At 69.6% G+C, this 23874-nt stretch carries 22 protein-coding genes, 1 tRNA gene and 1 pseudogene; 11 read left to right on the top strand and 13 right to left on the bottom strand.

Annotated features, from left to right (window positions below; translation table 11 throughout):
* Positions 1–243 precede the first annotated feature (243 nt).
* Positions 244–2595, top strand: a complete 2352-nt coding sequence (locus ACE3UA_RS11300; protein WP_374645143.1) for a transglycosylase domain-containing protein — start codon at positions 244–246, stop codon at positions 2593–2595.
* A gap of 67 nt (positions 2596–2662) precedes the next feature.
* Here ACE3UA_RS11300 and ACE3UA_RS11295 read toward each other — a convergent pair whose 3' ends face one another.
* Both ACE3UA_RS11295 and ACE3UA_RS11290 read right to left on the bottom strand, forming a co-directional pair.
* Positions 2663–3271, bottom strand: coding sequence for a phospholipid-binding protein MlaC (locus tag ACE3UA_RS11295; protein WP_374645141.1), 609 nt, complete (start codon positions 3269–3271; stop codon positions 2663–2665).
* A complete protein-coding gene (locus tag ACE3UA_RS11290; RefSeq protein ID WP_374645139.1) occupies positions 3261–4046 on the bottom strand; it encodes a VacJ family lipoprotein in 786 nt (261 codons plus the stop codon). The genes ACE3UA_RS11295 and ACE3UA_RS11290 overlap by 11 nt, the downstream gene beginning before the upstream one ends.
* Positions 4047–4185: 139 nt before the next feature.
* Here ACE3UA_RS11290 and ACE3UA_RS11285 point away from each other — a divergent pair, with 139 nt between their 5' ends.
* From ACE3UA_RS11285 to ACE3UA_RS11255, 7 genes are all read left to right on the top strand, one after another.
* Positions 4186–5925 (top strand): type I secretion system permease/ATPase, encoded by a 1740-nt coding sequence (locus ACE3UA_RS11285; RefSeq protein ID WP_374645137.1) that lies wholly within the window; start codon positions 4186–4188, stop codon positions 5923–5925.
* Positions 5922–7163 carry an HlyD family type I secretion periplasmic adaptor subunit gene (locus ACE3UA_RS11280; protein ID WP_374645135.1) on the top strand — a complete coding sequence of 414 codons (1242 nt, stop codon included), beginning with the start codon at positions 5922–5924 and terminating at the stop codon, positions 7161–7163. Before ACE3UA_RS11285 ends, ACE3UA_RS11280 begins: the two co-directional genes overlap by 4 nt.
* Before the next feature lie 106 nt (positions 7164–7269).
* Positions 7270–8196 carry a hypothetical protein gene (locus tag ACE3UA_RS11275; protein WP_374645133.1) on the top strand — a complete coding sequence of 309 codons (927 nt, stop codon included), beginning with the start codon at positions 7270–7272 and terminating at the stop codon, positions 8194–8196.
* 26 nt (positions 8197–8222) lie between these two features.
* Positions 8223–9251: an endonuclease/exonuclease/phosphatase family protein gene (locus ACE3UA_RS11270; protein WP_374645301.1), complete on the top strand. Its 1029-nt coding sequence runs from the start codon at positions 8223–8225 to the stop codon at positions 9249–9251.
* 59 nt (positions 9252–9310) lie between these two features.
* Complete coding sequence (gene leuB, locus ACE3UA_RS11265; RefSeq protein ID WP_374645131.1) at positions 9311–10417, top strand: 3-isopropylmalate dehydrogenase; 1107 nt, start codon at positions 9311–9313, stop codon at positions 10415–10417.
* A 110-nt stretch (positions 10418–10527) separates the two neighbouring features.
* Positions 10528–11487 carry a DMT family transporter gene (locus ACE3UA_RS11260; RefSeq protein ID WP_374645129.1) on the top strand — a complete coding sequence of 320 codons (960 nt, stop codon included), beginning with the start codon at positions 10528–10530 and terminating at the stop codon, positions 11485–11487.
* Positions 11488–11534: 47 nt separating this feature from the next.
* A tRNA-Pro gene (locus ACE3UA_RS11255) sits at positions 11535–11611 on the top strand.
* A gap of 56 nt (positions 11612–11667) precedes the next feature.
* Here the strand turns inward: ACE3UA_RS11255 and ACE3UA_RS11250 are convergent.
* The 11 genes from ACE3UA_RS11250 to ACE3UA_RS11200 all read right to left on the bottom strand — a co-directional run bounded on the left by ACE3UA_RS11250 (position 11668) and on the right by ACE3UA_RS11200 (position 20812).
* Positions 11668–13200 (bottom strand): DHA2 family efflux MFS transporter permease subunit, encoded by a 1533-nt coding sequence (locus tag ACE3UA_RS11250; RefSeq protein ID WP_374645127.1) that lies wholly within the window; start codon positions 13198–13200, stop codon positions 11668–11670.
* Between the two features lie 7 nt (positions 13201–13207).
* A complete protein-coding gene (locus ACE3UA_RS11245) occupies positions 13208–14314 on the bottom strand; it encodes an efflux RND transporter periplasmic adaptor subunit (protein ID WP_374645125.1) in 1107 nt (368 codons plus the stop codon).
* Positions 14311–14790: a MarR family winged helix-turn-helix transcriptional regulator gene (locus ACE3UA_RS11240; RefSeq protein WP_374645123.1), complete on the bottom strand. Its 480-nt coding sequence runs from the start codon at positions 14788–14790 to the stop codon at positions 14311–14313. Before ACE3UA_RS11240 ends, ACE3UA_RS11245 begins: the two co-directional genes overlap by 4 nt.
* Before the next feature lie 159 nt (positions 14791–14949).
* A complete protein-coding gene (locus tag ACE3UA_RS11235) occupies positions 14950–15846 on the bottom strand; it encodes an ornithine cyclodeaminase family protein (protein WP_374645121.1) in 897 nt (298 codons plus the stop codon).
* The gene (locus tag ACE3UA_RS11230; RefSeq protein WP_374645119.1) at positions 15843–16466 is read right to left on the bottom strand and encodes an HAD family hydrolase; all 624 of its coding nucleotides are present in this window, start codon (positions 16464–16466) and stop codon (positions 15843–15845) included. The genes ACE3UA_RS11235 and ACE3UA_RS11230 overlap by 4 nt, the downstream gene beginning before the upstream one ends.
* Positions 16456–17388 carry a DMT family transporter gene (locus tag ACE3UA_RS11225; protein WP_374645117.1) on the bottom strand — a complete coding sequence of 311 codons (933 nt, stop codon included), beginning with the start codon at positions 17386–17388 and terminating at the stop codon, positions 16456–16458. Before ACE3UA_RS11225 ends, ACE3UA_RS11230 begins: the two co-directional genes overlap by 11 nt.
* Before the next feature lie 76 nt (positions 17389–17464).
* Entirely contained in the window at positions 17465–17986 is a 522-nt protein-coding gene (locus ACE3UA_RS11220; protein ID WP_374645115.1) for a hypothetical protein, read from the bottom strand.
* Positions 17987–18122: 136 nt separating this feature from the next.
* On the bottom strand, positions 18123–18584 hold the full coding sequence (locus ACE3UA_RS11215) for a YaiI/YqxD family protein (RefSeq protein WP_374645113.1): 462 nt from the start codon (positions 18582–18584) through the stop codon (positions 18123–18125).
* Positions 18581–19084: a CAP domain-containing protein gene (locus ACE3UA_RS11210; protein WP_374645111.1), complete on the bottom strand. Its 504-nt coding sequence runs from the start codon at positions 19082–19084 to the stop codon at positions 18581–18583. The genes ACE3UA_RS11215 and ACE3UA_RS11210 overlap by 4 nt, the downstream gene beginning before the upstream one ends.
* Positions 19050–19880: an S-formylglutathione hydrolase gene (fghA, locus tag ACE3UA_RS11205; RefSeq protein ID WP_287865329.1), complete on the bottom strand. Its 831-nt coding sequence runs from the start codon at positions 19878–19880 to the stop codon at positions 19050–19052. Before fghA ends, ACE3UA_RS11210 begins: the two co-directional genes overlap by 35 nt.
* 2 nt (positions 19881–19882) lie before the next feature.
* A complete protein-coding gene (locus ACE3UA_RS11200; protein ID WP_374645108.1) occupies positions 19883–20812 on the bottom strand; it encodes an AEC family transporter in 930 nt (309 codons plus the stop codon).
* 190 nt (positions 20813–21002) lie between these two features.
* Here ACE3UA_RS11200 and ACE3UA_RS11195 point away from each other — a divergent pair, with 190 nt between their 5' ends.
* The 3 genes and pseudogenes from ACE3UA_RS11195 to ACE3UA_RS11185 form a co-directional block, all read left to right on the top strand.
* Positions 21003–22769, top strand: coding sequence for a serine/threonine protein kinase (locus ACE3UA_RS11195; protein ID WP_374645106.1), 1767 nt, complete (start codon positions 21003–21005; stop codon positions 22767–22769).
* Positions 22770–22899: 130 nt separating this feature from the next.
* The gene (locus tag ACE3UA_RS11190; protein WP_374645104.1) at positions 22900–23664 is read left to right on the top strand and encodes an FHA domain-containing protein; all 765 of its coding nucleotides are present in this window, start codon (positions 22900–22902) and stop codon (positions 23662–23664) included.
* A pseudogene (locus tag ACE3UA_RS11185) lies at positions 23648–23874 on the top strand (serine/threonine-protein phosphatase); the annotation flags it as partial. The gene ACE3UA_RS11190 and the pseudogene ACE3UA_RS11185, both read left to right, overlap by 17 nt.

Raw genomic sequence — 23874 nt, 5'->3', positions numbered from 1 at the left:
TCCACGCCAGTCGCCCCGATGAGGCGCGGCAAGCCGGCGTCGGGACAAGGATTCCGCACCCGCGACCGGGTCCGGGCAGGCGCCTTAGGCAAAATTCCGGCACTTCCGCGCCGCGATGCCCGGTTTTTGAGCGGCGGGTTAAGGCGAATCGGATCCACCGACCTTCGCTTTCCCGACAAAGCCCGCTATGTTGCGCCCAATCGGGCCGGGAACCGGCCTTCGTTCCAGTGGCGGACATCGGGCATGGCAGCAGGTAGCGGGGGCAAGCGTCCCCTGGTCGCGGACAAGCGGTATTCGGCGCGCACGGGCGGCAATGGCGGCTCGGGCGGCAATGGCGGTGCGCGCAAGCCCGCCGCGCCGAAACCGCCCCGTGCGCGCAAGGCGCGGCGCGCCCGTCCGCCCCGGCGGCAGCACGGGCTGGTCCTCGGCTTCTTCCTGATGGTCTGGCGCGTCCTCTGGGGCATCGCCTGGCGCGCCACCGCGATCGGCGCGCTGATCCTGGCCGGCATCGTCTGGTATTTCTACGCCCAGCTTCCCCCGGTGGCCGAGCTGATCGACGGCCGCGCCCGCGGCTCGGTCACGATGCTGGACCGCGAGGGCGAGGTCTTCGCCTGGCGGGGCGAGACCTTCGGCGGCATGATCACCTCCGAAAGCGTCTCGCCCTTCCTGCATGACGCGGTGATCGCGACCGAGGACAAGCGGTTCTACTGGCATTACGGCGTCAGCCCGCGCGGCATCGCCAGCGCCATCCGCATCAACCTGTCCGAGGGACGCGGGGCGTTCGAGGGCAACGGCGGCTCGACCATCACCCAGCAGACGGCCAAGCTTCTTTGCCTTGGCGTGCAATGGGATCCCAAGCAGTGGAAGTCCGAGACCGATTACGAGCGGGACTGCCGCCAGGGCGGCATGTGGCGCAAGATCAAGGAAGTCCCCTTCTCCATCGCGATGGAGACCAAGTATTCCAAGGAGGAGATCCTGACGATCTACCTCAACCGCGCCTATCTCGGCGCGGGCACCCGGGGGTTCGAGGCCGCCGCGCAACGCTATTTCGGCAAGTCGGCCAAGGACGTGACCGCGGCCGAGGCGGCGATGCTGGCGGGGCTTCTGAAGGCCCCCTCGACCTATGCCCCGACCTCTAGCATGGAGCGGGCGCGGAACCGCGCCGCCGTGGTGATCGGGCTGATGGAGGAGCAGGGCTTCCTGACCAAGGCCCAGGCCGACGAGGCGCGGGCCAATCCCGCCGTGCTGTCCAAGGCGGCCAAGCAGAAGTCCGGCGGCTATTTCGCCGACTGGGTGATGGAGACGACGCCCGACTACCTTGCCCGCGACACCACCGAGGATGTGGTGATCGAGACGACGCTGGACCAGACCATGCAGCGGCAGGCCGAGGAGGCGCTGGCCTGGGTGTTCGAAAACAAGGTCAAGGCCGGGTCGAAAGCCCAGGCCGCCATCGTGGTGATGAGCGCGGACGGCGCGGTGCGGGCCATGGTCGGCGGCCGCAACACGCCGAACGCGGGCGATTTCAACCGCGCGACCCAGGCGCTGCGGCAGACCGGGTCGACCTTCAAGCCCTTCGTCTATGCCGTGGCGATGGACCTTGGCTACAGCCCGATGGACCTGGTCGAGGATACGCCGCTCTGCATCTACACCGCCGGGTCGGGGGACTGGTGCCCGCAGAACTATGACAAGACGTTCAAGGGCCGGATCACCCTGACCCAGGCCCTGGCCGAAAGCCGCAACATCCCGGCCGTCCGGGTGTCCGAGGCGGTAGGCCGCGACCTGGTCAAGCAGGTCGCCACCGACTTCGGCCTGGCGCAGAACTTCGCCGACGGCCCGGCGCTGGCGCTCGGCGTGTCGGAATCCACCCTGATCGACATGACCGGCGCCTTCGCCGGCATCCTGAACGGCGGCTCGGCCGTCACGCCCTATGGCCTGCAGGCGCTGAAGCTGAAGGGGATGGACGAGGAATTGTTCGGCGCGGGCGGCGGCATCGGCGAGCGCGTGATCTCGGAGAAGGCGGCGCGGGCGCTGACCTACATGATGCGCGAGGTGCTGGACTCCGGCACCGGCGGCCGCGCCCGGCTGGACGACCGGCCGGCGGCGGGCAAGACCGGCACCACGCAAAGCGCGCGGGACGCCTGGTTCGTGGGCTTCACCGCCGATTATGTGGTGGGCGTCTGGATGGGCTACGACGACAACAGCCCGCTTTCCGGCGTCACCGGCGGCGGCCTTCCGGCCGAGATCTGGCACGAGGTCATGGTGCGGATCAACGAGGGCGTCCCGGCCAGGCCGCTGCTGACCGAGGTGCCGGATTCCACCTATGCGCCGATCGACCCCAGCACCACAGAAGGCGCCGTCACCGCCGAGGAAGTGCCCTATTTCGACGATCCGGACGCCCCGGTCTTCGACGGCCAGGGCTATGAGGCCCCCCTGCCCGAGGCCTATACCGCGCCCCTGCCCGGGGATGTGCCCTATATCGAGGGCCCGCTCCCCGAGGGCGCGGTGAAGGAAGGCCCGGTCGAAGGCGGCGGCCTTGGCGCGGACGACCTGGCCGAGCAGATCCTGGACGAGATCCTGGGCGCGCCGCGGAACTGAGGCAGCGGACGAGGAAAGGCCCCCTGATCAGGCGATCAAGGGGCCCCGTCTTTCGCCTTCCGCGCCGTCAGAGCCGGGCGAGATCCTTGATCAGCCGGTCAAGATCGCCGCCGCGCTGGTCCAGCAGCGCGCCCATCTCGGTGCGCTCGGACGCGAGCATGTTCACGCCCTCGATGATGATATTGAAGAACAGGCTCTTGCCGGACTTGTCCGACACATGCCAGCGCACCTCGAACGGGGCCTCGCCCTTCAGATGCGCGGTCGAGATCACCTCGTAGAAGCTTTTCACCTTCCGCGCATCGGCCACCTCGATCCGCCCGCCGATGAACTCGCGGAAGCGGCGGCCGTACTTGCGGCTGATGTAGCCCTGGAAGGCCTTGGTATAGGCCGAGAGCTGCGCCTTGGACGCCTGCCGCGCCGCCGGCCCCAGGACCGAGCGCGCGATCGCCGGCACATCGGCATAGCGCGCGAAAAGCCGTTCGAAATCGCCAAGCATCGCGCCTTCGGACTTGCCCGAGTTGATGATCGAGTTGATGTCCGTCACCGTCTTGTCGACGAGCGAACGCGCCTGATCGGCCGTCAGCGCCTGCGCCGGCAGGGGCAGCGCCAGCGCGGCGGCCGTCACGGCCAGTCCAGCCGCGAAGGCGCGGCGCGTCAGGATGATCTCATTCGGCATAGGGGTCCTCGTAGGGGTCGATGAAGCCTTCGTCGCCAGCGCCCTCGGCCGCGCCCGTCTCCTGCCCCAGCTCGAACCGGCGGTTCTGCAGGTAGAGAAGCCGCCCCTGGGCATAGCTGTCCGCGCTTTCATATAGGATGGAATCGATCGTATCCGAGTAACGATTGCGATCACCAAGCCGTGAGAAGAGCTTCAGCACCGTCGCCGCCGTCGCTTCCTTGTCCGGCAGGGCCAGCCGCACCGGGTTCAGCACCACATCCACCGCCATCCCCGCCGCGTCCCGCGCGGTCGAGGGCCCGGCGAAGGGAAGTTCCACATAGACCCCCTCGCCCACGCCCCAGACATGCAGCGTCTCGCCGAAATCGGTCGGTTTGCCCGGAAGCCCGATGGCGGTCGAGAAGTCGAACAGGCCGCCGATCCCGAAGATCAGGTTCATCGTCAGCCGCAGCGAATTCTGGCCCGCATCGGCGATGCGCAGCTGCAGCAGGTTATTCGCGATGTCGCCCGGCAGGTCCAGCGTATCGGCGACGTTGCCCACGACGCGCTGCACCGGCGCGGGCACGACGCTGCCGTAACCCTCGGCCGCCGGGCCGACCAGCGCCCGGTCCACGCCAAGGTTGAAGGCATGCACCTTGCGATTGGTCGCCTCATAGGGATCGTTGATCCCGTCCGGCCCCGGTGCGCCGGCGCAGCCCGCCAGCCCCGCCTGCATCGCCAGGACGGCAAGCAGGCCGACCCTGGGGCGCCCGGACGTAAATGAATTCTTCAGATCCATCGACCTACAGTTCCGCAACCCGCCCCTTCCTGTCACGACCGGACGGGCGGTTGGCAAGGCATAAGACCGTGACCTGCCGAAGACAACGCCGAACCGTGGCCGGATCGCCGCGCCGGCAGGATGATGCCAAGGAACCGCGATGGCCGCCCCGACCGTCCCCGCCCCCGTCCCGCCCCCCGACCTCCACCCCGGACTTGAGGAGCTTTCGGTTGCCCGCGCCGGGCTGAACCGGGCCATCGGGCTGGCCTTCGCCTTCTCGGTCGCGGTCAATCTTCTGATGCTGACCCCGCCGCTCTACATGCTGCAGGTCTACGACCGGGTTCTGGTCTCGCGCTCGGCCGAGACGCTTTTGTCGCTGACGCTGATCGCGGCCTTCCTGATGCTGGCCCTTGGACTCCTGGACCATGCCCGCGCCCGGATCCTCGCCCGGGTCGGGGCACGGTTCCAGGCCGGGATTGATGCAAGGGTGATGCAGGCCGCGCTGCACCGGCTGGCGCTGGCCCCGGCCGATCCCGCGGCATTGGCCGCCCAGCGCGACCTCGACGCTCTGGCGCGGCTCTGGGCCTCGCCGCTGCTGCCGGCGCTGTTCGACGCGCCCTGGACCCCGGTCTTCGCGGTGCTGGTGGTCCTGTTCCACCCCTGGCTTGGCGCGCTGGCGCTTGGCGGCGGGGCGGTGCTGGTGGCGCTGGCCTGGGCCAGCCAGCGGCTGGGCGAAGGCCGGGGCCAGGCGGCAACGCTGGCCGCGATGACCGCCGACCGCCTCGCCGACAGCCTCCGCGCCGGGGGAGAGCCGCATTCCGGCACCGGCTTCGCGCGCTGGGCCGCCAGCCGCGAGCGCGCGCTTCTCGCCGGAATCGCCGCCTCGGACACGGCCGGACGCTTCGCCGTCACGGGCCGCACCTTCCGGCTGTTCCTGCAATCGGCCATGCTGGGCCTTGCCGCCTGGCTGGTCCTGCGGCAGGAACTGTCGCCCGGCGCGATGATCGCCACCTCGATCCTGGTCGGCCGCGCGCTGCAGCCGGTCGAGCAGGCGCTGGCGCATTGGCCCGTGGCCTCGGCCGCGCTGCAGGCCCGGCGGCGGCTGGCCGGGCTTCTCTCGGCCGTGCCCCCGCCCCCGCCGCGACTGCCCCTGCCCCCGCCCCGCGCCCTTCTTGCTGTGGCGGGTCTGTCGATCCGGCCCCCGGGCGGCGCGCCCCCGATCCTGCGCGGCGTCAGCTTCACCCTTGCCCCCGGTCAGGCGCTGGGGGTGATCGGCGCCTCCGGCGCGGGGAAAAGCGCGCTGGCGCGGGTTCTGGCCGGGGTCTGGCCCGTCGCGGCGGGAGAGGTCAGGCTGGACGGGGCGACGCTTGCGCAATACGGGCCCGACCGCCTCGGCCGGCTGATCGGCTGCCTGCCGCAACGGGTGGCGCTGTTCGACGGCACCGTGGCCGAGAACATCGCCCGTCTCGACCCCGTCCCCGTGGCGGAAAAGGTGATCGCCGCCGCCGCCGCCGCCGGCGCGCACCGGCTGATCCTGGCTCTGACCGATGGCTACGACACCCGGCTCTCCCCCTCGGGAAGCCCGCTCTCCGGCGGCCAGTTGCAGCGGCTGGCCCTGGCGCGGGCGCTTTACGACGATCCGGTGCTTCTGATCCTGGACGAGCCCAACGCCAACCTCGACCACGACGGGACCGAGGCGCTCAACCAGGCGGTCGGCGCCGCCAAGGCGCGGGGCGCGGCGGTGCTGGTCATGGCGCACCGCCCCGCCGCGCTGCAGGAATGCGATCTCCTCATGGTGCTGCAGGACGGAAGGATGGCGGCCTTCGGACCCAGGGAGGAGGTGCTGCGCCAGACGGTCCGCAACGCCGCCGCGCTTGCCCGGCCGGGCGCTGCCGCATGACCCCGCTCTCCTTCCGCCCGGCCGCGCTTCTCGGCCTTGTGGCCCTGGCCGTGGTGGTGCCGGGCTTCGGTCTCTGGGCCGCGCTGACGCCGCTTGCCGGGGCCATCGTCGCGCAAGGCAGGGTCGAGGTCGAGGATGACCGCCAGGTCGTCCAGCACCCCGACGGCGGCGTGGTCGCAGCGATCCTGGTGGCCGAGGGCGATCCGGTCCGCGCGGGCCAGGTCCTGATCCGGCTCGACGGCGCGGCGCTGGCCTCCGAACTGGCGATCGTCGAGGGCCGCCTGCAGGACCTTGCCGCGCAACGCGCCCGCCTTCTGGCCGAGCGCGACGGCCTGACCACCCCCGGCTTTCCCCCCGGCCCCGCCGCCGAGGCCGAGCGCCGCCTGTTCCAGGCCCGTCTCGCCACGCTGCGCGAGAATTGCGCGCAACTGGACCGGCGGATCGACCAGGCCCGCGCCCAGGGCGAGGGGATCGCCGCCCAGCGCGCCGCCGTCGCGCTTCAGGCCGGCCTGATCGACCGCGAACTCGCCATCCAGCGCGAGCTTCAGGCCCGGGGCCTTGCCGCCTCCGCCACCATCCTGGCGCTGGAGCGTGAGGCAGCCCGGCTTGACGGCCAGCTGGGCGAGCTTGCGGCCGCGCTGGCCCGCGCCAAAGGCCAGGCGGTCGAGGTCGAGATCCAGCGTTCCACCCTCGAAACCCTCCGCCGCGAGGAGGCGGCGGCCGGGCTGCGCGCGATCGGCCCCGAGGTCATGGAACTGGCCGAGCGCCGCCGCGCCCTGCGACAGCGGATCGACCGGCTGGAACTGCGCGCCCCCGCCTCGGGCATCATCCTTGACCTGCAGCTCACCACGCCCGGCGCGGTCCTCCGCCCGGCCGAGCCGGTCCTGCACATCGTCCCGCAGGACCGCCCGCTGGTCGTCACCGCCCGCATCCCGCCCATTCATGTCGACGAGGTCCACCCCGGCCAGCCCGCCGATCTGGTGCCGACCGCGCTTGCGGGGCGCGACCGGCCCCGGCTTTCCGGGCGGGTGGTGCTGGTTTCGGCCGACGCGCTGAGCGATCCGCAGACCGGCGCGGCCTATTACCTGGCCGAGGTGGTCCCCGATCCCGGCCCCGCGCCGCCCCTGCGCCCCGGCATGCCGGTCGAGGTCTACCTGCAGACCGGCAGCCGCACGCCGCTGGCCTATCTCCTTGCGCCATTTGCCGCCTATTTCCATCGCGCCTTCCGGGAAAGCTGAGGATTGACCCTGAAATGGCCACAAATACGGGTTCAGATGGCTGGCAGTTGAACGAGTCAGGCGAAGCAGGGCAGAATTGGGCAAAATTGCGGCAATCAGGACCAGCATGGGCGGGCTGACAAGCGACGGCCTGCGCGTCAGGATCCTGGCCTCGCTGGAGCATGCTAGCCGGACCTGGCTGAACCGTGCCTTCACCTCGGCGGTCCGCGCCTTCCTGGTGATGATCCTTGTCGTCCTGCCCTCGGTCATCCTGCCGGGTATCGGGCCCGACACCAAGCAGATCGTGGCGCTGGTCGCGCTTTTCGCCGGCGCGCTGGTCTTCTTCGAATACAACGCGATCTATCCCAGCCTGGTCGAGTTCCGTGACGGCGCGCCCTACAACCGCATCCGCTACCTCATGCTCCTGGCGATCGTCCTCCTCCTGTCGCTGATCGTCGCGGACGGCGAGGAGCCGACCACCATCTCGCGCCTGGTCCGCGCGTTGGGAGAGGTCGTGGGCAGCGCGCTGGACTTCCCCTATTCGCCGGTCCGCCTGGCGACGCTCATGCTGGCCGAAAACGCGACCGCCGCGCAGGTCCTGGACATGCGCACCACCGCCGGAACGGCCTATATGGTCTCGCTGATGTCGCTGGCGATCTTCGTCATCGTGCTGAAGCTGGCGGGCTGGCCGTCCACCAAAAGCGCCTTCAACGTCTGGGTCAACCTGCCCACCTTCGAGCCGACCGCGCATGGCGATGTCGTCGACCGGCTGGAGCGTGATTCGCGCGTCAACCTGGCCGTGGGCTTCCTGTTGCCCTTCGTCGTCCCGGCGCTGATCGTGGGCCTGACGGCGGGACTGCCGCCGGGCACGCTGACCTCGCCGCAGACGCTGATCTGGACCATGGCCGCCTGGGCCTATCTGCCCGCCAGCCTGCTGATGCGCGGCGTCGCCATGGCCCGGATCGCCGACATGATCCGCACCAAGCGCGACCTGAAACTTGCGGAAGAGGCTGCCCTCGCCCTCCCCGCCGAGGAGGAGGACGAGGCGTTCTGATCCTCCGCGCAGCCCTTCTTCCGGCGCTGCTTCCGACGGCCCTCGCGGCCGAGACGCTGCGCCTTGCCACCTGGAACGTCGCGCTCGACCGCGAGGGGCCGGGCCTGCTGGTCGAGGATCTGGCCGATGGCGACTCGCCGCAGATCGCCGCCATCGCCCGGGTGGCCGTGGCGCTGGATGCCGATGTCCTCCTGCTGACCGCCGTCGACTATGACCGGGGCGGGGTGGCGCTGCGGCTTCTGGCCGGGCGGCTGGCAGAGGCCGGATCCCCCTATCCCCACCGCTTCGCCTTCCGCCCCAATACCGGGACGCAGACCGGGTTTGACGTCGATGGCAACGGCCGGATCGGCGATCCGCGCGATGCGCAGGGCTATGGGCTCTACTCGGGTCAGGGCGGCATGGCGATCCTGTCGCGCCTGCCGCTGGACGCGGGCGCGGCGCGCGACCATTCCGGCTTTCTCTGGCGCGACCTGCCCGGCGCGCTGCTGCCCGAGGGCGACCCCGCGCTGGCCGGGGTGCAGCGCCTTGCCACCACCGGCTTCTGGGACGTGCCCCTGGTCACCGGCTCCGGCCCGCTGCACCTTCTGGCCTGGCACGCCACGCCCCCGGTCTTCGACGGGCCCGAGGATCGCAACGGCCGCCGCAACCACGACGAGGCCGCCTTCTGGCGCCACTACCTCGACGGCGCGCTGCCGATGCCGCCGCCGGAGGCCCCCTTCGTCCTGATGGGCGACGGCAACCTCGACCCCGCCGACGGCGACGGCCGGCGCGAGGGGATCGCGGCGCTGCTGGCCCATCCCGCGCTGCACGATCCGCTGCCGAAGGGCAGCCACGGAAGGGCCGAGCCCGCGCATCAGGGCGACCCGGCGCTGGATACTGTGCTTTACGGCGACCTCGGCGGGCTGCGGCTGGATTATGTTCTGCCCTCCTCCCGCCTGCGCGTCACGGGCGCGGGCGTCCTCTGGCCCGCCGCCGACGACCCGCTGGCCGCCGACCTTGCCGCCGCCTCGCGGCATTTCCCGGTCTGGGTGGACATCGACCTTGTGAATCCTTGACCCTGCACCGGCCTTTGGCTAGGCCAGCCGCGACCCAGAACCCTTGCGGAGCTTGCGACATGGCCAATCCCTCGATCCTCATCCTTGCCGGCGACGGCATCGGCCCGGAAGTCATGGCCGAGGTGAAGAAGATCATCGGCTGGATGGGCGACAAGCGCGGCATCCGCTTCGACGTCTCCGAGGACCTGGTCGGCGGCTGCGCCTATGACGCCCACGGCACGCCGCTGACCGATGCGACCATGGCCAGGGCCCAGGCCGCCGACGCCGTGCTGCTGGGCGCGGTCGGCGGGCCGAAATACGACAAGCTGGACTTTTCGGTGAAACCCGAGCGTGGCCTGCTGCGCCTGCGCAAGGAAATGGACCTCTACTCCAACCTGCGCCCCGCCCAGTGCTTCGACGCGCTGGCCGATTTCTCCAGCCTGAAGCGCGAGGTCGTCGCGGGCCTGGACATCGTCATCGTCCGCGAACTGACCTCTGGCGTCTACTTCGGCGAGCCGCGCGGCATCTTCAAGGAAGGCAACGAGCGGGTGGGGATCAACACCCAGCGTTATACCGAGAGCGAGATCGCCCGCGTCGCGCGCTCGGCCTTCGAGCTGGCGCGCAAGCGCAACAACAAGGTCTGCTCGATGGAGAAGGCCAACGTCATGGAATCCGGCATCCTCTGGCGCGAGGTGGTGACCGAGGTGCATGACCGCGAATACCCGGATGTGGAACTGTCGCACATGTATGCCGATGCCGGCGCGATGCAGCTTTGCCGCTGGCCCAAGCAGTTCGACGTGATCGTGACCGACAACCTGTTCGGCGACCTCTTGTCCGACGCCGCCGCGATGCTGACCGGCAGCCTGGGCATGCTGCCCTCGGCCAGCCTCGGCGCGCCGATGGCGAACGGCCGCCCCAAGGCGCTGTATGAGCCCGTTCACGGCTCTGCCCCCGACATCGCGGGCCAGGGCAAGGCCAACCCGATCGCCTGCATCCTCAGCTTCGCCATGGCGCTGCGCTACAGCTTCGACCTGGGCGACGAGGCGACGCGGGTCGAGAAGGCGGTCGAGAAGGTGCTGGCCGACGGCGTGCGCACCGCCGACCTGATGGGGCCCGAGGGCGGCAGCCCGGTCTCGACCGGCCAGATGGGCGACGCGATCATCGCGGCGCTCGACGCCAGCCTCTAAGCGGAAACCCCGCAGAATCCAGCGGCCCCGCCTTGTGGACGGGGCCGTTTTTCGTGATGATGATACCGCTACCAGCGCGGCCCCGGCCGTCGCATTCGCGGACCTGTCACATGCATTCCAACCTGCGCGGCGCGCTTCTGTCGCTGGCCGCTTTCGGAGCCTATGCGACCCACGATGTCGTGGTAAAGCTTCTGGGCGAGAGCTATACCTCGTTCCAGATCATGTTCTTTTCCGGCCTGATGGGCTTTCCGCTGGTCACCATGATGCTGATGGGCGACCGCAGGGGCGGAACTCTGATCCCGCGCCATCCCTGGTGGTCGATCCTGCGCTCGGTCTCGGCGGTGACGACCGGGGCGCTGGGGTTCTACGCCTTCTCGCAACTGCCCTTGGCACAATGCTATGCGATCTTCTTCGCCATGCCGCTTCTGATCACCCTCCTCGCCATCCCCATGCTGGGCGAGAGGGTGGGCCTGCGCCGGGGCATCGCCGTGGTCATGGGCCTGCTCGGCGTCCTTATCGTGCTGCGCCCCGGCGCGGGGCAGGAGTTTTCCCTCGGCCACCTCGCCGCCATCGGCGCGGCGGCGGCCGGGGCGCTGAGCGCCGTCATCGTGCGCAAGATCGGCGGGGCGGAACGCTCGGTCGTGCTGATGCTTTACCCGATGGTCCTGACCTTCTTCGCCATGGGCGCGACGATGCCCTTCGTCTATGCGCCGATGCCGGTCGGGCATCTGGGCCTGACCGCCGTCATGGCGATCCTCGGCAACCTTGGCGCGCTGGGAACCATCGCCGCCTATCGCGCCGCGCCCGCCGTGATCGTCGCGCCGATGCAATATTCCCAGATTCTCTGGGCGGCACTTTACGGCTGGATCTTCTTCGGTGAATCGGTCGACCTCTATACCGCGCTCGGCTCGGCGGTGATCATCGGCTCGGGCATCTACATCGTGCTGCGCGAGGGCACGCCCTCGGTCAGCCAGAATCGCCCGGTGCTGGAAACCCGCTCGCGGATGGAGACCGGCACCCAGCCCCGGATTTCCAGCTGGCTGCGGCGTCGCGGCGGAGATCAGGCGTAAGTCCTCTTGCCAAAGTCCGCGCAACCGTTTAACCCCCCGCGCAAGGTCGGAGCGTAGCGCAGTCTGGTAGCGCACCTGCTTCGGGAGCAGGGGGTCGGAGGTTCGAATCCTCTCGCTCCGACCAATTTCCCGATCCATTCAGTATCTGCCGCAGGCGCCGGTCTCACGCCGGTTCGCACATCAGCCGCGCGCCGGGCGGCGCAGGATCAGCGCCAGCGGCATGGCGCAAAGCGTGACCCACATCATCAGTTGGAAGTCGTCGATATAGGCGATCATCGCCGCCTGCACGTTCACCAGCCCGTCCAGCATCTGCAGCGCGGCCGGATCTGCGGTGATCGCCGCCGGGTTCACCTGCGCCAGCACCGGATTGTAGGGATGGATGAAGGCGCCAAGCTCGGCATGGTTGATCTGGACGTTACGGGCCATCGCCGCCGTCACGACGGAAATCCCGATGGAGGAGCCGATGTTGCGCACCAGGCTGAACAGGCTGGTCGCATCGGCGCGAAAGCGCGGCTCCAGCGTGGCGAAGGCGATGGTGGACAGGGGCACGAAGACCAGCCCCAGCCCCAGGCCCTGGACGATGCCGCTGCGGATGATCGGCCAGCTGTCCATCTGCGGGGTAAAGCCCGTCATCTCGTACAGCGACAGCGCGGTCAGCGTCAGCCCCGCCAGCACCAGCGCGCGCGGGTCGACGATGCGCACCAGGCGACCGACGATCAGCATCGAGATCATCGTCCCCACCCCGCGCGGGGCCATCACCAGACCCGTCGTGATCACCGGATAGCCCAGGATCCGCGCCAGCATCGGCGGCAAGAGCGCGAGGCTGGCCAGCAGGATGATGCCGACGACGAAGATGAACACCAGCCCGATGCGGAAGTTGCGGTCGCGGAACATCTGCGGATCAAGGAACGGATGCTCGCGCGTCAGGATATGGACCACGAACATCCAGAAGCCCGAGACCGAGACGATCAGGTAGAGCCAGGTCTCCGCGGCGGCGAACCAGTCGACCTCGCCGCCTCGGTCCAGCATCAGTTGCAGCGACCCGATGGCCAGCGACAGCAGCGCAAAGCCCGCCATGTCGAAGCTGCGCCTTTTGCGCGGCATCCTGGGCAGGTAGGCGAGGCAGCCCAGCAGCGCCAGCGCGCCCACCGGCAGGTTGATCAGGAAGACCCAGCGCCAGTTGTAGCTTTCGGTCAGCCAGCCACCCAGCGTGGGGCCGATGATCGGGCCGACCATGATCCCGGCGCCCCACATCGCCATCGCCTGCCCGGCCTTCTCGCGCGGGTTGATGTCGAGGAGGAAGGTCTGCGACAGGGGCACGATGGCCGCGCCGAACACGCCCTGCATCAGGCGGAAGGCCACCATCGACGGCAGGCTCCAGGCCAGGCCGCAGGCGATCGAGGTGACGACGAAGCCGACGATGGAGATCAGGAACAGCTCGCGCTTGCCCAGGCGGTCGGCCAGCCAGCCGGTGACCGGCGTCATGATCGCCGAGGCGACGATATAGCTGGTCAGCACCCAGTTGATCGTGTCCTGCGAGGCGCCGAGGTCGCCGGTCATCGACGGCAGCGCCACGTTGGCGATGGTGGTGTCCAGCACCTGCATGATCGTCGCCGCCATGATCGACAGCGTGATCAGCCCGCGATGCCCGACCTCGATCGTGGGCCCCGAACCGGCAGGGCCGGCGGGCGCGGCTTCGGGCAGGTCCGACATCGCGGCCTCAGTTCACCGCCGCCAGCCGGGCGTCGCCCGGCCCGGAGGTGTCGACCGTGACTTCGGCGCTCAGGCCCGAGGCAAGCACCGCCGCCCCGGCCGCATCGTCCAGACGGATCCGCACCGGCACGCGCTGCGTCACCTTCACCCAGTTGCCGGTGGCATTCTGCGCCGGCAGCAGCGAGAACTCCGCCCCCGTGCCCGCGCCGATGGCCTCGACCGTGCCGCTGAAGGTCCGGCCGGGGGCGGCGTCGAAGACCACTTCGGCGGCCTGCCCCTTGGTGATCCCGGCCAGCTGGGTTTCCTTGAAATTCGCCTCGACCCAGGCATCGCCGGTCTCGACCAGGGCAAAGACCGGCTGGCCCGCCGCCAGCATCACGCCCGGATGGAACGAGGCCGCCTGATAGACCAGCCCGTCCGCCGGCGCGGTGACGCGGGTCACCGAAAGATTGTAGCGGGCGCGCTCCAGCTCGGCCAGGGCGGCGCGGACCGCCGGATGGTCGTCGGTCGCGGCCGTGGCATCGCCGCCCAGCGCCGCACGGGCGGCCTCGGCGGTCAGCCGCGCCACCTCGGCCCTTTCGCGGGCCTGGCGGCCGACATGGCGGGTCTCGTCCAGCGCGCTGCCCGAGGTCACCCCCTTGCCCGCAAGCGCCTCCTGCCGGGCAAGCTCGTCCGCCTGATAGCGCGCATCGTCCTCGGCCAGCGCGGCCTGCGCCTCGGCCTGGGCCAATGCCGCCCGCAGCTGCCCGACCTGCAACCGCGCCGCGCTTACGGCGGCCTCGGCCTGGGCGACGGCCAGCGCGTAGGGCTGCGGATCGACCTGGAACAGCAGGTCCCCCGCCTTGACCGGCTGCAACTCGCGCACGTTCACCGCCACCACGCGGCCGCCGACCGTCGGCGCGACCGAGATCCGGGCCTGGTGCAGATAGGCGTTCTCGGTGCTTTCCCGGTCGGCGCCGGACAGCCACCAGCCCCCCACGCCCGCCACCAGCACAAGGGGAAGCGACAGCATCAGCAGCGCCTTGCGCAGCGGCCGGGCGGGCTTTGCGGCGGGGGCGGATGCGGCGGCCGGAACGGCGACAGCGGGTTCGGCGGCAGTGGCGCGGGCGTTCATGTCTGGGTCTCGAGCGTTGCGGAAGCCGCCCCGGACGCCTTGCCGGGGTCGGTGGCCTTCAGGTTTTCGATGATCTGCAGCAGCGCCGCCTGCAGGACGCGCCGGTCCTGGTCGGTCAGTCCGGCCAGCGCCTCGTCATACAGCGCGGCGACGATTTCCTTCGCCTCGGGCGCGACCGCACGGGCCTTGTCCGTGGCCACCACGATCCGGGCCCGGCGGTCCTCGGGATGCGCCTCGCGCCGCAGCCAGCCGCCCTGTTCCATCCGGTCGATCAGCCGCGAGACGCTGATCGGCTCGATCTCCAGCAGCGCGGCCAGCGCCGTCTGCGTCAGGGGGCCTTCGCGCAGCAGATGGCCCAGAAGCCGCCATTGCGCCGCCGACAGGCCATGCGCGGCGGTCCGCTGCTCGAACCTCGTCCAGATCCTTCGGGCGGCGTCCTGCAGCAGCGAGCCGAGCTTTTCGATGCGATGATTCATTAAGCGTGCTTACTATAAGCGCAGTTACGACACAAGCGCCGCCGCGCAAGGCAGGCTTGCAGCCGCCGCATGGCATGCCGCCGCATGGCCCGATGCCAAGGGCGCGCCCCGGCATCTATTCGGAGGAAGCACCAGCCTGCGCCGGAACGGAACGTCCGACTACCGCGCCAGCCAGCGGTCGGCGATGAAACGGGCGGTCATCAGGTCCAGATGCGCCCCGCCGCCGTTCTTGGCGATGGTGATCTCCTCCTCCGACCGCCGCGTGTAAAGCGCCGGATCGTCGTAGAAATCCGCCAGGATATCCGCCTCGCGGATCGCGCCCGAGGCCAGCGGGTCCATGATCTCGCCGATATGGCCGACCGTGGTGTCCCGGCTGTCCACGAACAGCCGCGCGCGCTGCAGGGCGCGGTCGTCGACCTCGCGCATGCCGGCCTTGTAGGCGCCGATCAGGTCCAGGTGCTGGCCCGGCTGCAACCACTCGCCCAGCACGACCGGGGCCGTGGCCATCGTCGCCGTGCAGATGATGTCCGCCGCCTTCACCGCCGCTTCCAGGTCATCGGCCACCGGCAGGCCCATGTCCTCGGCGCTGGCGCGGCTGCGGCTCCAGACGGTAAAGCGGGCCTCCGGGAACAGGCTGGAATAGGCCCCGACCATCGAGCGCGCCACCGTCCCCGCACCGACCAGCAGGATGTTCCGGCTGTCCTTCCGCGCCAGCCGGCTGGCCGACAGCAGCGAATCCCCCGCCGTCTTCCACTTGGTCACCAGGTGGAAATCCACGATCGCCGACAGCACGCCGGTCACATCGTCGAACAGCGTCACCGCGCCGTTGATCGTCGGCAGCCCGCGCGCCGCATTGCCCGGATGCACCGTCGCCACCTTGACCAGAGAGCCCAGCCCGTCGATCCAGGCCGCCCGGTCCAGGATCGTGTCTTCCCCGCGATGCAGGAACAGGTCCTTGATCCCGGCGCGCGGCAGGCGGTGCCCGGACTCCAGCGCCGCCAGATGCCCCGGCCAGTCCAGAAGCGCCTCGGCCTCCTTCGGTACGATCTCGGTCACAGTCCCGCTTCCCCTTCCGTCAGCAATCCCTCGGCCACCAGCCGCCGCGCCCAGCCTTCCCAGCTTTCGAACTGATGCGTCCGCCAGCCCCGCCGCGCCGCCGCCGTCACATTGTCGGCCCGGTCGTCCGCGAACAGCAGCCGATCCGGCGCGATCCCGCAATCGGCCTCGACCATGGCGTATATCCTCGGATCGGGCTTTGTCACCCCCATCCGGCCGGAAACATATTCGCGGTCGAACTCGGCCAGGAAATCCAGCTTGTCCCGCGCCTCCTCCCAGGAGTACCGGCCGAAGTTCGACAGCGCGAAGACCGGCACGCCCTTGGCTCTCAGCGCCCGCAAGAGCGCGATCGAGCCCTCGATCCGCGGGCTCGCCAGTTCGATCCAGCGGTCATACCACATGCGGATTTCGTCGCCCCACTCCGGATGGCGCCCGGCCCAGTCATGGATCGTCTCGCGGAACAGGCCCCCCGCATCGACGATCTCGTTCATCCCGTGCAGGTCCACCGCGCCGAACAGCGCCCGGCGCCGGTCCTCGCCGATCACCCGGTCGTAGAAGGCCTCGGGTTGCCAGCGGGTCAGCACATTGCCGATGTCGAAGATCACCGCTTCAGGCTGCATCCTCTTGCCTCCGCACCGCCTCGCGCCAGATGACATAAAGGCCGGAGCCGCAGATCAGCGCAATCCCCACCCAGGCCGTCGCATCGGGGAACGAGCCGAAGACCACCACCCCCCAGAGGATCGCCATCGGCATGCCCACATATTCAAAGGGCGCGATCAGCCCGGCCTCGGTGGTGCGATAGGCCTGCGTCACCATCAGGCCGCCGAACCCGACCGCAAGCCCGGTGGCCAGGAAGATCGGCCAGTCGGCCAGGGGCGGCCAGTTCCAGGGCCGGAACAGGAAGCCCAGGAGAGGATCCTCCGTCGCCAGATGCCCGTCGCCGACCCAAAGGCCCATCGAAAGGCTCACCACGATGAATCCGGCCTGCACATAGAAGGACAGCGTCATCGCGCTTTCCGTCCCGCCCATGTGCCGCGCCAGAAGGTTGCCGCTGGCGTAAAGCACCGCCGAGAACAGCACCAGCACCGCCGCCGGCTGGATCACCCCCGCGCCGGGGCGCAGCATGATGATCACCCCCAGCATCCCCACCCCGATCGCCGCCCAGCGCCGGGGACCGACCTTCTCGTGCAGGACGACGATCGACAGCAGCGTCACCACGATCGGGCTGACATAGGCCACCGCCACCGCATCGGCCATGGGCATCGCCGCCAGGCCGGTGAAATAGCTCACGTTCGACAGCATCACGATCAGCACCCGCAAGAGATGCGCGCCCGGGCGGCTGGTGGCGATCTGCGACCAGCCGCGCTCCGAGGCATGGATCAGCGCCAGGATGAAGGCCATGGCGACGATGGCGCGGATCAGGATCACCTGGTGCAGCGCATAGCCGCCCGACAGGAACTTGATCGCCACGTCGTTGACCGAGAAGATGAGCGTGCCGCCCGCAGCGAACAGCACGCCCGTAAGGGCTTGATTTCGGGCCATGCCGGCAGATGAGCCGGGCGGGCGCGGCCTGTCTGTCCTGCCCGCGACATGGCTGTGGCGCGGGCAGGCTTCCGGCTCAGGGGGTCGGGACGGGTTCCGCCGCAGGCTCGGCGGCGGGTTCGGCGGCAGCGGCCGGGACCGCCTCGTCAGGGGCTGCCGCGGCCGCGGCCGCCTGCGCCGCTTCGGCCTCGGCGGCGGCTGCTTCGGTCGCTGCCGCTTCGGCGGCCACCCGTGCGGCTTCCGCCTGGGCCGCCGCTGCTGCCGCCAGTTCGGCCCGCGCCGCCTCGGCTTCGCCCCGGGCCGCCTCGGCCTCGGTCCGCGCCGCTTCGGCTTCGGTCCGCGCCGTCTCCAGTTCCGTCCTTGCGGCTTCCAGATCGGCCGCCAGGGCCTCGGCCGTGCCGCCGGTTTCCTGAAGCCTGCGGTGCAGTCCGGTCAGTTCGGCCTCGATCGCGGCCTTCTCGCCCTCGACCCCGGTCAGGGCGGATTCCCGCGCGGCGAGTTCCGTCTGCAACTCGCCGACCTTTCGGCTGCTCTGGTACGAGTAGAACCCCAGGATCGCGGTCGAGGCCGCCAGGATCGCCAGCACGAGGTTCTTCATCGAAGGCTCCGTTCGCAGGGTTTCGCGCGGCAGCACATCACAAGGCCGGGCACCAGACAAGCCATTACGGCATGTGGCCCCGCGCATTGGTTTACAGATGGTGAATGCCCAAGGGCAAACCCTTGATATTGCGGGGTCAGCCCCGATTGTCCACTGTGGACACCCGGCGCAGCACCCGGTCCAGCACGTCGCGGAAACGGCTGCGGTCGGCCTTGCCGAAGCTCTTGCCGCCGCCCTGCCGGAACGGATCCGCCGCCCGCAGGTCCGCCATCAGATCCCGCGTCGCCAGCGCCATCCCCACGTTCGCCGCCGTCAGTTCCTCGCCGGTCGGCTTCACCACCCTGGCCCCGGCCGCGACGCAGCGGGCCGCCAGCGGGATGTCCGAGGTGACCACCACATCCCCCGCCCCGCAGGCCGCCGCGATCCACTTATCGGCCTCGTCCGGCCCCTCCGACACGAAGACACTCTCCACCAGCGGGTTCTGCGAGGGCCGGATCCCCCCGTTCGAGACCAGCACCATCCGCACCCCGAGGCGGCTGGCGACCGCCTCGGCCTCGGCCTTCACCGGGCAGGCATCGGCATCGATATACAGCGTCATCTCGGGGTCGCGAAGACCTGGACCCAGTAATAGCGCAGCGGCTGGCCCTGCCCCCGGATCGGCTTGTCGTCGGCCTGGTAGACCACGGCGATCCCGGTCTCCTGCAGGCGGCAGTTCAGGATGTTCCGCCGGTGGCCCGCGCTTTTCAGCCAGCCCCCCACCACCTGCGAGGCCGATTTCTGCCCCGCCGCGATGTTCTCGGCCGCGGCGCGATAGCTGTAGCCCTGCCGCTTGATCCGGTTCGAGAACCGGCTGCCGTCCTTGCCGGCGTGACTGAAGAAGTTCTGCTCGGCCATCGCCCTGGCATGCGATTTCGCCGCCGCGGTCAGCTTCGGGTTCATCCGCAAGGGCCCGCAGCCCGCCCTGGCCCGCGCGTCGTTCACGCCGGCCAGGACCGACTCCTCCACCCCCGCCGCCACCGGCGCGGGCAAGGCCCAGGCCAGGGAAAGCGAGAGCAGCAGCGCCCTAGCCCAGAAGGGCATCCGCATGGAAATGAACATGGTCCTCCATGAAGCTCGACACGAAGAAATAGCTGTGATCATAGCCCTTCTGCATCCGGAACGTGCCCCCCTGCCGGGCGGCGGCCATTGCTTCGGCCAGGGCCTCGGGCTTCAGCTTGTCCAGGAACTGGTCCGCAGTCCCCTGGTCCACCAATATCGGCCCGTCGAATCCCCGCTTCCGCATCAGCAGACTCGCATCATGCGCCGCCCAGGACGACTCGTCAGGTCCGAGATAGGCAGAAAATTGCGGACGGCCCCAATCGCTCGCCGTCGGGTTGCAGATCGGCGCGAAGGCCGAGACGCTGGCGAAGCGGCCCGGAAAGCTCATCGCGATGGTCAGCGCGCCGTGGCCGCCCATCGAGTGCCCGGTGATCGCCTGCGCCTCCTCGGCCAGCGGGAAGGCGTTGAACAGGAGGCGCGGCAGTTCGTCCGTCACATAGTCCCACATGCGGAAATGCGGGGCCCAGGGCGCCTGGGTCGCGTTGACGTAGAAGCCCGCGCCCTGGCCCAGCGCGAAATCGGCGTCGTTCGCCACCCCCTCGCCGCGCGGCGAGGTGTCGGGAAAGCAGAGCGCGATCCCCGCCTCGGCCGCCCAACGCTGCGCGCCGGCCTTGATCATCGCGTTCTCATGCGTGCAGGTCAGGCCGGAGAGGAACCACAGGAGAGGCACCGGCCCGTCCTCGGCCTGGGCCGGCAGGAACAGACCGAAGGTCATGTCGCCCCCGGTCGATTGCGAGGCATGGGTATAGACCCCCTGCACGCCGCCGAAGGCGCGGTTTTCCGATACGGTTTTCATGGTCAACTCCCCTTGCCGATCAGGGCGATCACCGCCGTCACCGTCACGACCGAGGCCGCGGTGGACAGCAGGATCGCAGTGGATACCCGTTGCGGCGCAACGCGATAATGCTGCGCCAGAATGAACACGTTGCCCGCGACAGGCAAGGCGGCCGCGGCGATCATCACGCCCGCGGCATAGCCGACCTGGCCGAAGGCCCAGCAGGCCGCCGCCACCGCCGCGGGGTGCAGCACCAGCTTGGCGGCGGAAAGCCAGGCCGCGACCTGCATCCGCTCGGCCGAGCGGCCGGCCAGCGAGCCGCCGATCGCAAAGAGGGCGCAGGGCGTGGCGGCCGCGCCGAGAAGCGACATGAACTCGTTCACCGGGCCGGGCAGGGCCAGGCCGGTCGCCCCCCAGCCGATGCCGAGCACGGTCGAGACGATCATCGGGTTCTGCAACAGCCCCATGCCGAGGATGCCGAAGGTCCGGGCGCTGATCCTGCCTGCGCGCAGGCCGGTGATCGCCATGGTAAGGATCGAGGAGAACACCATCAGGTCCACCGCCAGCACCAGCAGCACGGGCCCCACCGCCTTTGGCCCCAAGAGCAGGATCAGCATCGGAATGCCCAGGAAACCGACGTTGCCGATGACGCCAGTATGGGCCTCGAACACCGCCTCCTCGCGGCTGCTTCCGCGCCAGAGCGCAACCGAGGCCACCAGGAGCCAGACGAGCGAGGTGCCGAGGAGATAGGCAAGGACCAGCGGCCAGGACAGGATCGCCGCCACGTCCAGATTCGCCGAAAACCCGAACAGCATGGCCGAAAGCGCGAAGTAGAACACGAAGCGCGTCAGGTAGACCGTAGCCTCCTCGCTGAAGAACCCGCGCCGCACGGCCAGGTAGCCAAGCCCGATCACGGCGAAGAACGGAAGGATTTTAAGAAAGATCTCGACCATGCCTTCTGGTGTCACGCAAGGGCATGAAGGGCAAGGCCGTGCGGCCGCAGGCCGTCGCCGGATCTGTCCGATTTTCTGAAATGTGGCAACAAACGAACGAATTGGCTTCACGATTTGGCCCAACTCGGCCGGTATCACTCAGGCATGGCGGTCTGTCCTGGCGGGCCGACAGGTATTGTGGATGGTATGAATGACATCGGTTGCTGCAAGAATTGACGACACCGAAGAGGAACTCTTCGCCGACGAGCTGAGGCCGGGGACCCGTCTTCTCTACGGCCAGTTCACGGTCGAATCGTTCCTGAACAGCGGGGGGTTCGGGATCACCTATCTTGCACGGGATTCGCTGTCGCGCCTGGTGGTGGTCAAGGAATGTTTCCCGGCCAGCTTCTGCCGCCGCGTCGACAATGTGGTCGGCCCGCGCACCCGCCAGCGGCAAGAGGAATTCCGTTCCATCGTGAACCAGTTCCAGCAGGAAGCGCAGAACCTCGCGCGGCTGGACCACCCCTATATCGTCAAGGTCCACCAGGTTTTCGAGGACAACGAGACCGCCTATATGGCGATGGACTATATCCAGGGGCCGGACCTGCTGGAAACGGTGGAAGGCAAGGTTCCCCGGCTGACCCCGCAGGAGATCACCACGATCCTGGCCAAGGTGCTCGAGGCGGTGGGCTATGTCCACGACCAGGGGCTGCTGCACCGCGACATCTCGCCCGACAACATCCTGCTGGACCGGGAAAGCGGCAATCCGGTGCTGATCGACTTCGGCGCCTCGCGCAAGGAGATGACGCGGAAGAGCCGGGCCCTGTCGGGGCTGCGGGTGGTCAAGGACGGCTACTCGCCGCAGGAGTTCTACATCGCCGGCAGCAAGCAGGCCCCGTGCAGCGACCTATACGCGCTGGCGGCCAGCTTCTACCATCTCATCACGGGCGAGACGCCGCGCTCGTCGCAGGAACGGCTGTCGGCCATCGCCAACCGCGAGGCCGATCCGCACCAGCCGCTCTCGGGCCGGGTCGCGGGCTATCCCGCCGGATTCCTGGCGGCGATCGACAAGGCAATGTCGATCTTCCCGCGCGACCGGATCCAGAGCGCGGCGGAATGGCAGGCGATGCTGCGCGAGGCGGCGGTCGCCCCGCTGCCGTTCCGCACCCCCGCCACCCCGGCGCCCCTGGCCGAGACGCCGGGCGAGGCCCCTGCGGCAGCCCCCGACGTGACCGTGGCGGCAGCCCCCGTCGCGGCTTCGCCCGCGGCCCGCCGGTCGCAGAGCAGTCTCTTGCTGGTTGCCGGCGTGGCGCTGCTGGTTCTGGCCGTCGCGCTGTCGCAGCTGCTGGGCCGGGCCTCGCCGCCCCAGCCCACCGCGGAACAAACGGCGGCGCTGCCCGTCGTCGCGGCGGATGCCCCCTATGCACTGGCGCGCGTGGTGCGGCTGCCGTTCCTCGCCGATCCGGCCGACCCGAGCCTTGTGGCCGGGGTCCTGCCTGCCTCGCCGCTCTGGATGCAGCCGGGCCAGCGCATCGTCGAGGTGAACGGCCAGCCGGTCCAGGACGGCGCCGACCTGCCCGCGATGCTGGCGCAGGGCGTGGACCTGGCGACGGTCGGCGGGCTGAAGGCGATCATCGGCTATGAGGCGACGCCCGGTGCCGATATCGTGCGCAAGATGGAAGCCCTGCCGGTGGTCGTCGAGATGCGGCTGGCCAATGGCCTGGCCTTCCAGATGGTCGAGACCCCGACCGGCACCCAGACCTTGGTCTCCGCCGTGCCGGCGGGCACGGCGACCGACCTGGAGGTTGGCGATGTCCTCCTGCTGTATCGCGCGACGGGCGAGACGATGGGGACGACCGGCGCTCTGGCCAGCGTACTTCAACGAGAACTGACTGGCGGTGTTGCAACTTTTGGCTTCACGGTCCAGCGTAGGGGCGGCACGGTGGACGCATCATTCCAGCTGATGGGTGACGGATGAGGGAATACGGCACCTGGCGGCACGTCCAGAACCAGGGGAGAGCACCTTGAAGTTCCTGCGTTCCTTTTTCAGAAGGGCGGAAGAACCCGCCAAACCCGCCCCGGTGGCCGAGTCCGGCCCGGATCCTGTCATGGCCGCCCTTGCCGAGCTTGAGCTGAAGCGCCTGCGCGAGCAGCTGGCTGCGGTCGCCCCCCCGCCCCCCGCGCCGCCGCCCCCTGCCGAGGCCGACTTTCCGTCGGCGCGCCCCAGCCGCGTGGTGAAGCAGAAAGTTCCGCTGCCCGATGGCGCGCAGGCCTCGTCCGTCAATATCTGGGACCTGGAGGAAGGCGATCTCCAACCCGAAAAGCCCGCCGCCCCGCCGCCCCCGGCCGAGCCCGCGCGCCGGCGCTCGACCCGGACCAAGACCCGCATCCTGGGCTTCGACACCCAGGCGGCCGGGGTCGTGCCGCTGTTCGAGGAAGCGGACGCGCCCGCGGCAGAGGTTGCGCCAGCCGCGCCGGGGCAAGGGGTGGTGATGTTCCCGACCGGCTGGCTGGTGGTGAAGCAGGGGCCCGGCAAGGGGGTGGCCTTTGCGCTGTCGCAGGGGACGAACCAGATCGGCCGCGGCTCGGACCAGACGGTTGCGCTGGACTTCGGCGACATGGCGATCTCGCGGCAGAACCATGCGGCGATCGTCTACGATCCGGCGACGCATCGATTCCATCTTGCCCATGGCGGCAAGTCGAACCTGGTGCGGCTGAACGGCAGGCCGCTGCTCGCGACCGAAACCCTGGGCGACGGGGACGAGCTTCAGATCGGCGAGACCTCGCTGCTGCTCAAGGTGCTGTGCACGCCTGACTTCAACTGGACGGCCTCCGGGGCCGGAGGAGACGGGCATGATATGGCGATCGCGTGAGCCGCGCTATGACGTCGCCTCGGGGATAAGCCAGGGCGCGCGCGACTATCAGGAGGATGCGATCACCGCCGATTTCCCGGTGGGGGCCGAGGCCGGTTTCGTGGTGCTGGCCGACGGGATGGGCGGCCATGCGGCGGGGGACGTGGCCAGCAAGATCGTGCTGACCGAGGTCTATTCCGAGCTGAAGTTCCATTTCGCCGATGTCGAGGC

Source organism: Tabrizicola sp., from assembly GCF_041919135.1.
GTDB lineage: Bacteria > Pseudomonadota > Alphaproteobacteria > Rhodobacterales > Rhodobacteraceae > Tabrizicola.
The sequence above is the reverse complement of the archived record's forward strand: the minus strand, read 5'-3'. Positions and strand labels throughout refer to the sequence as shown.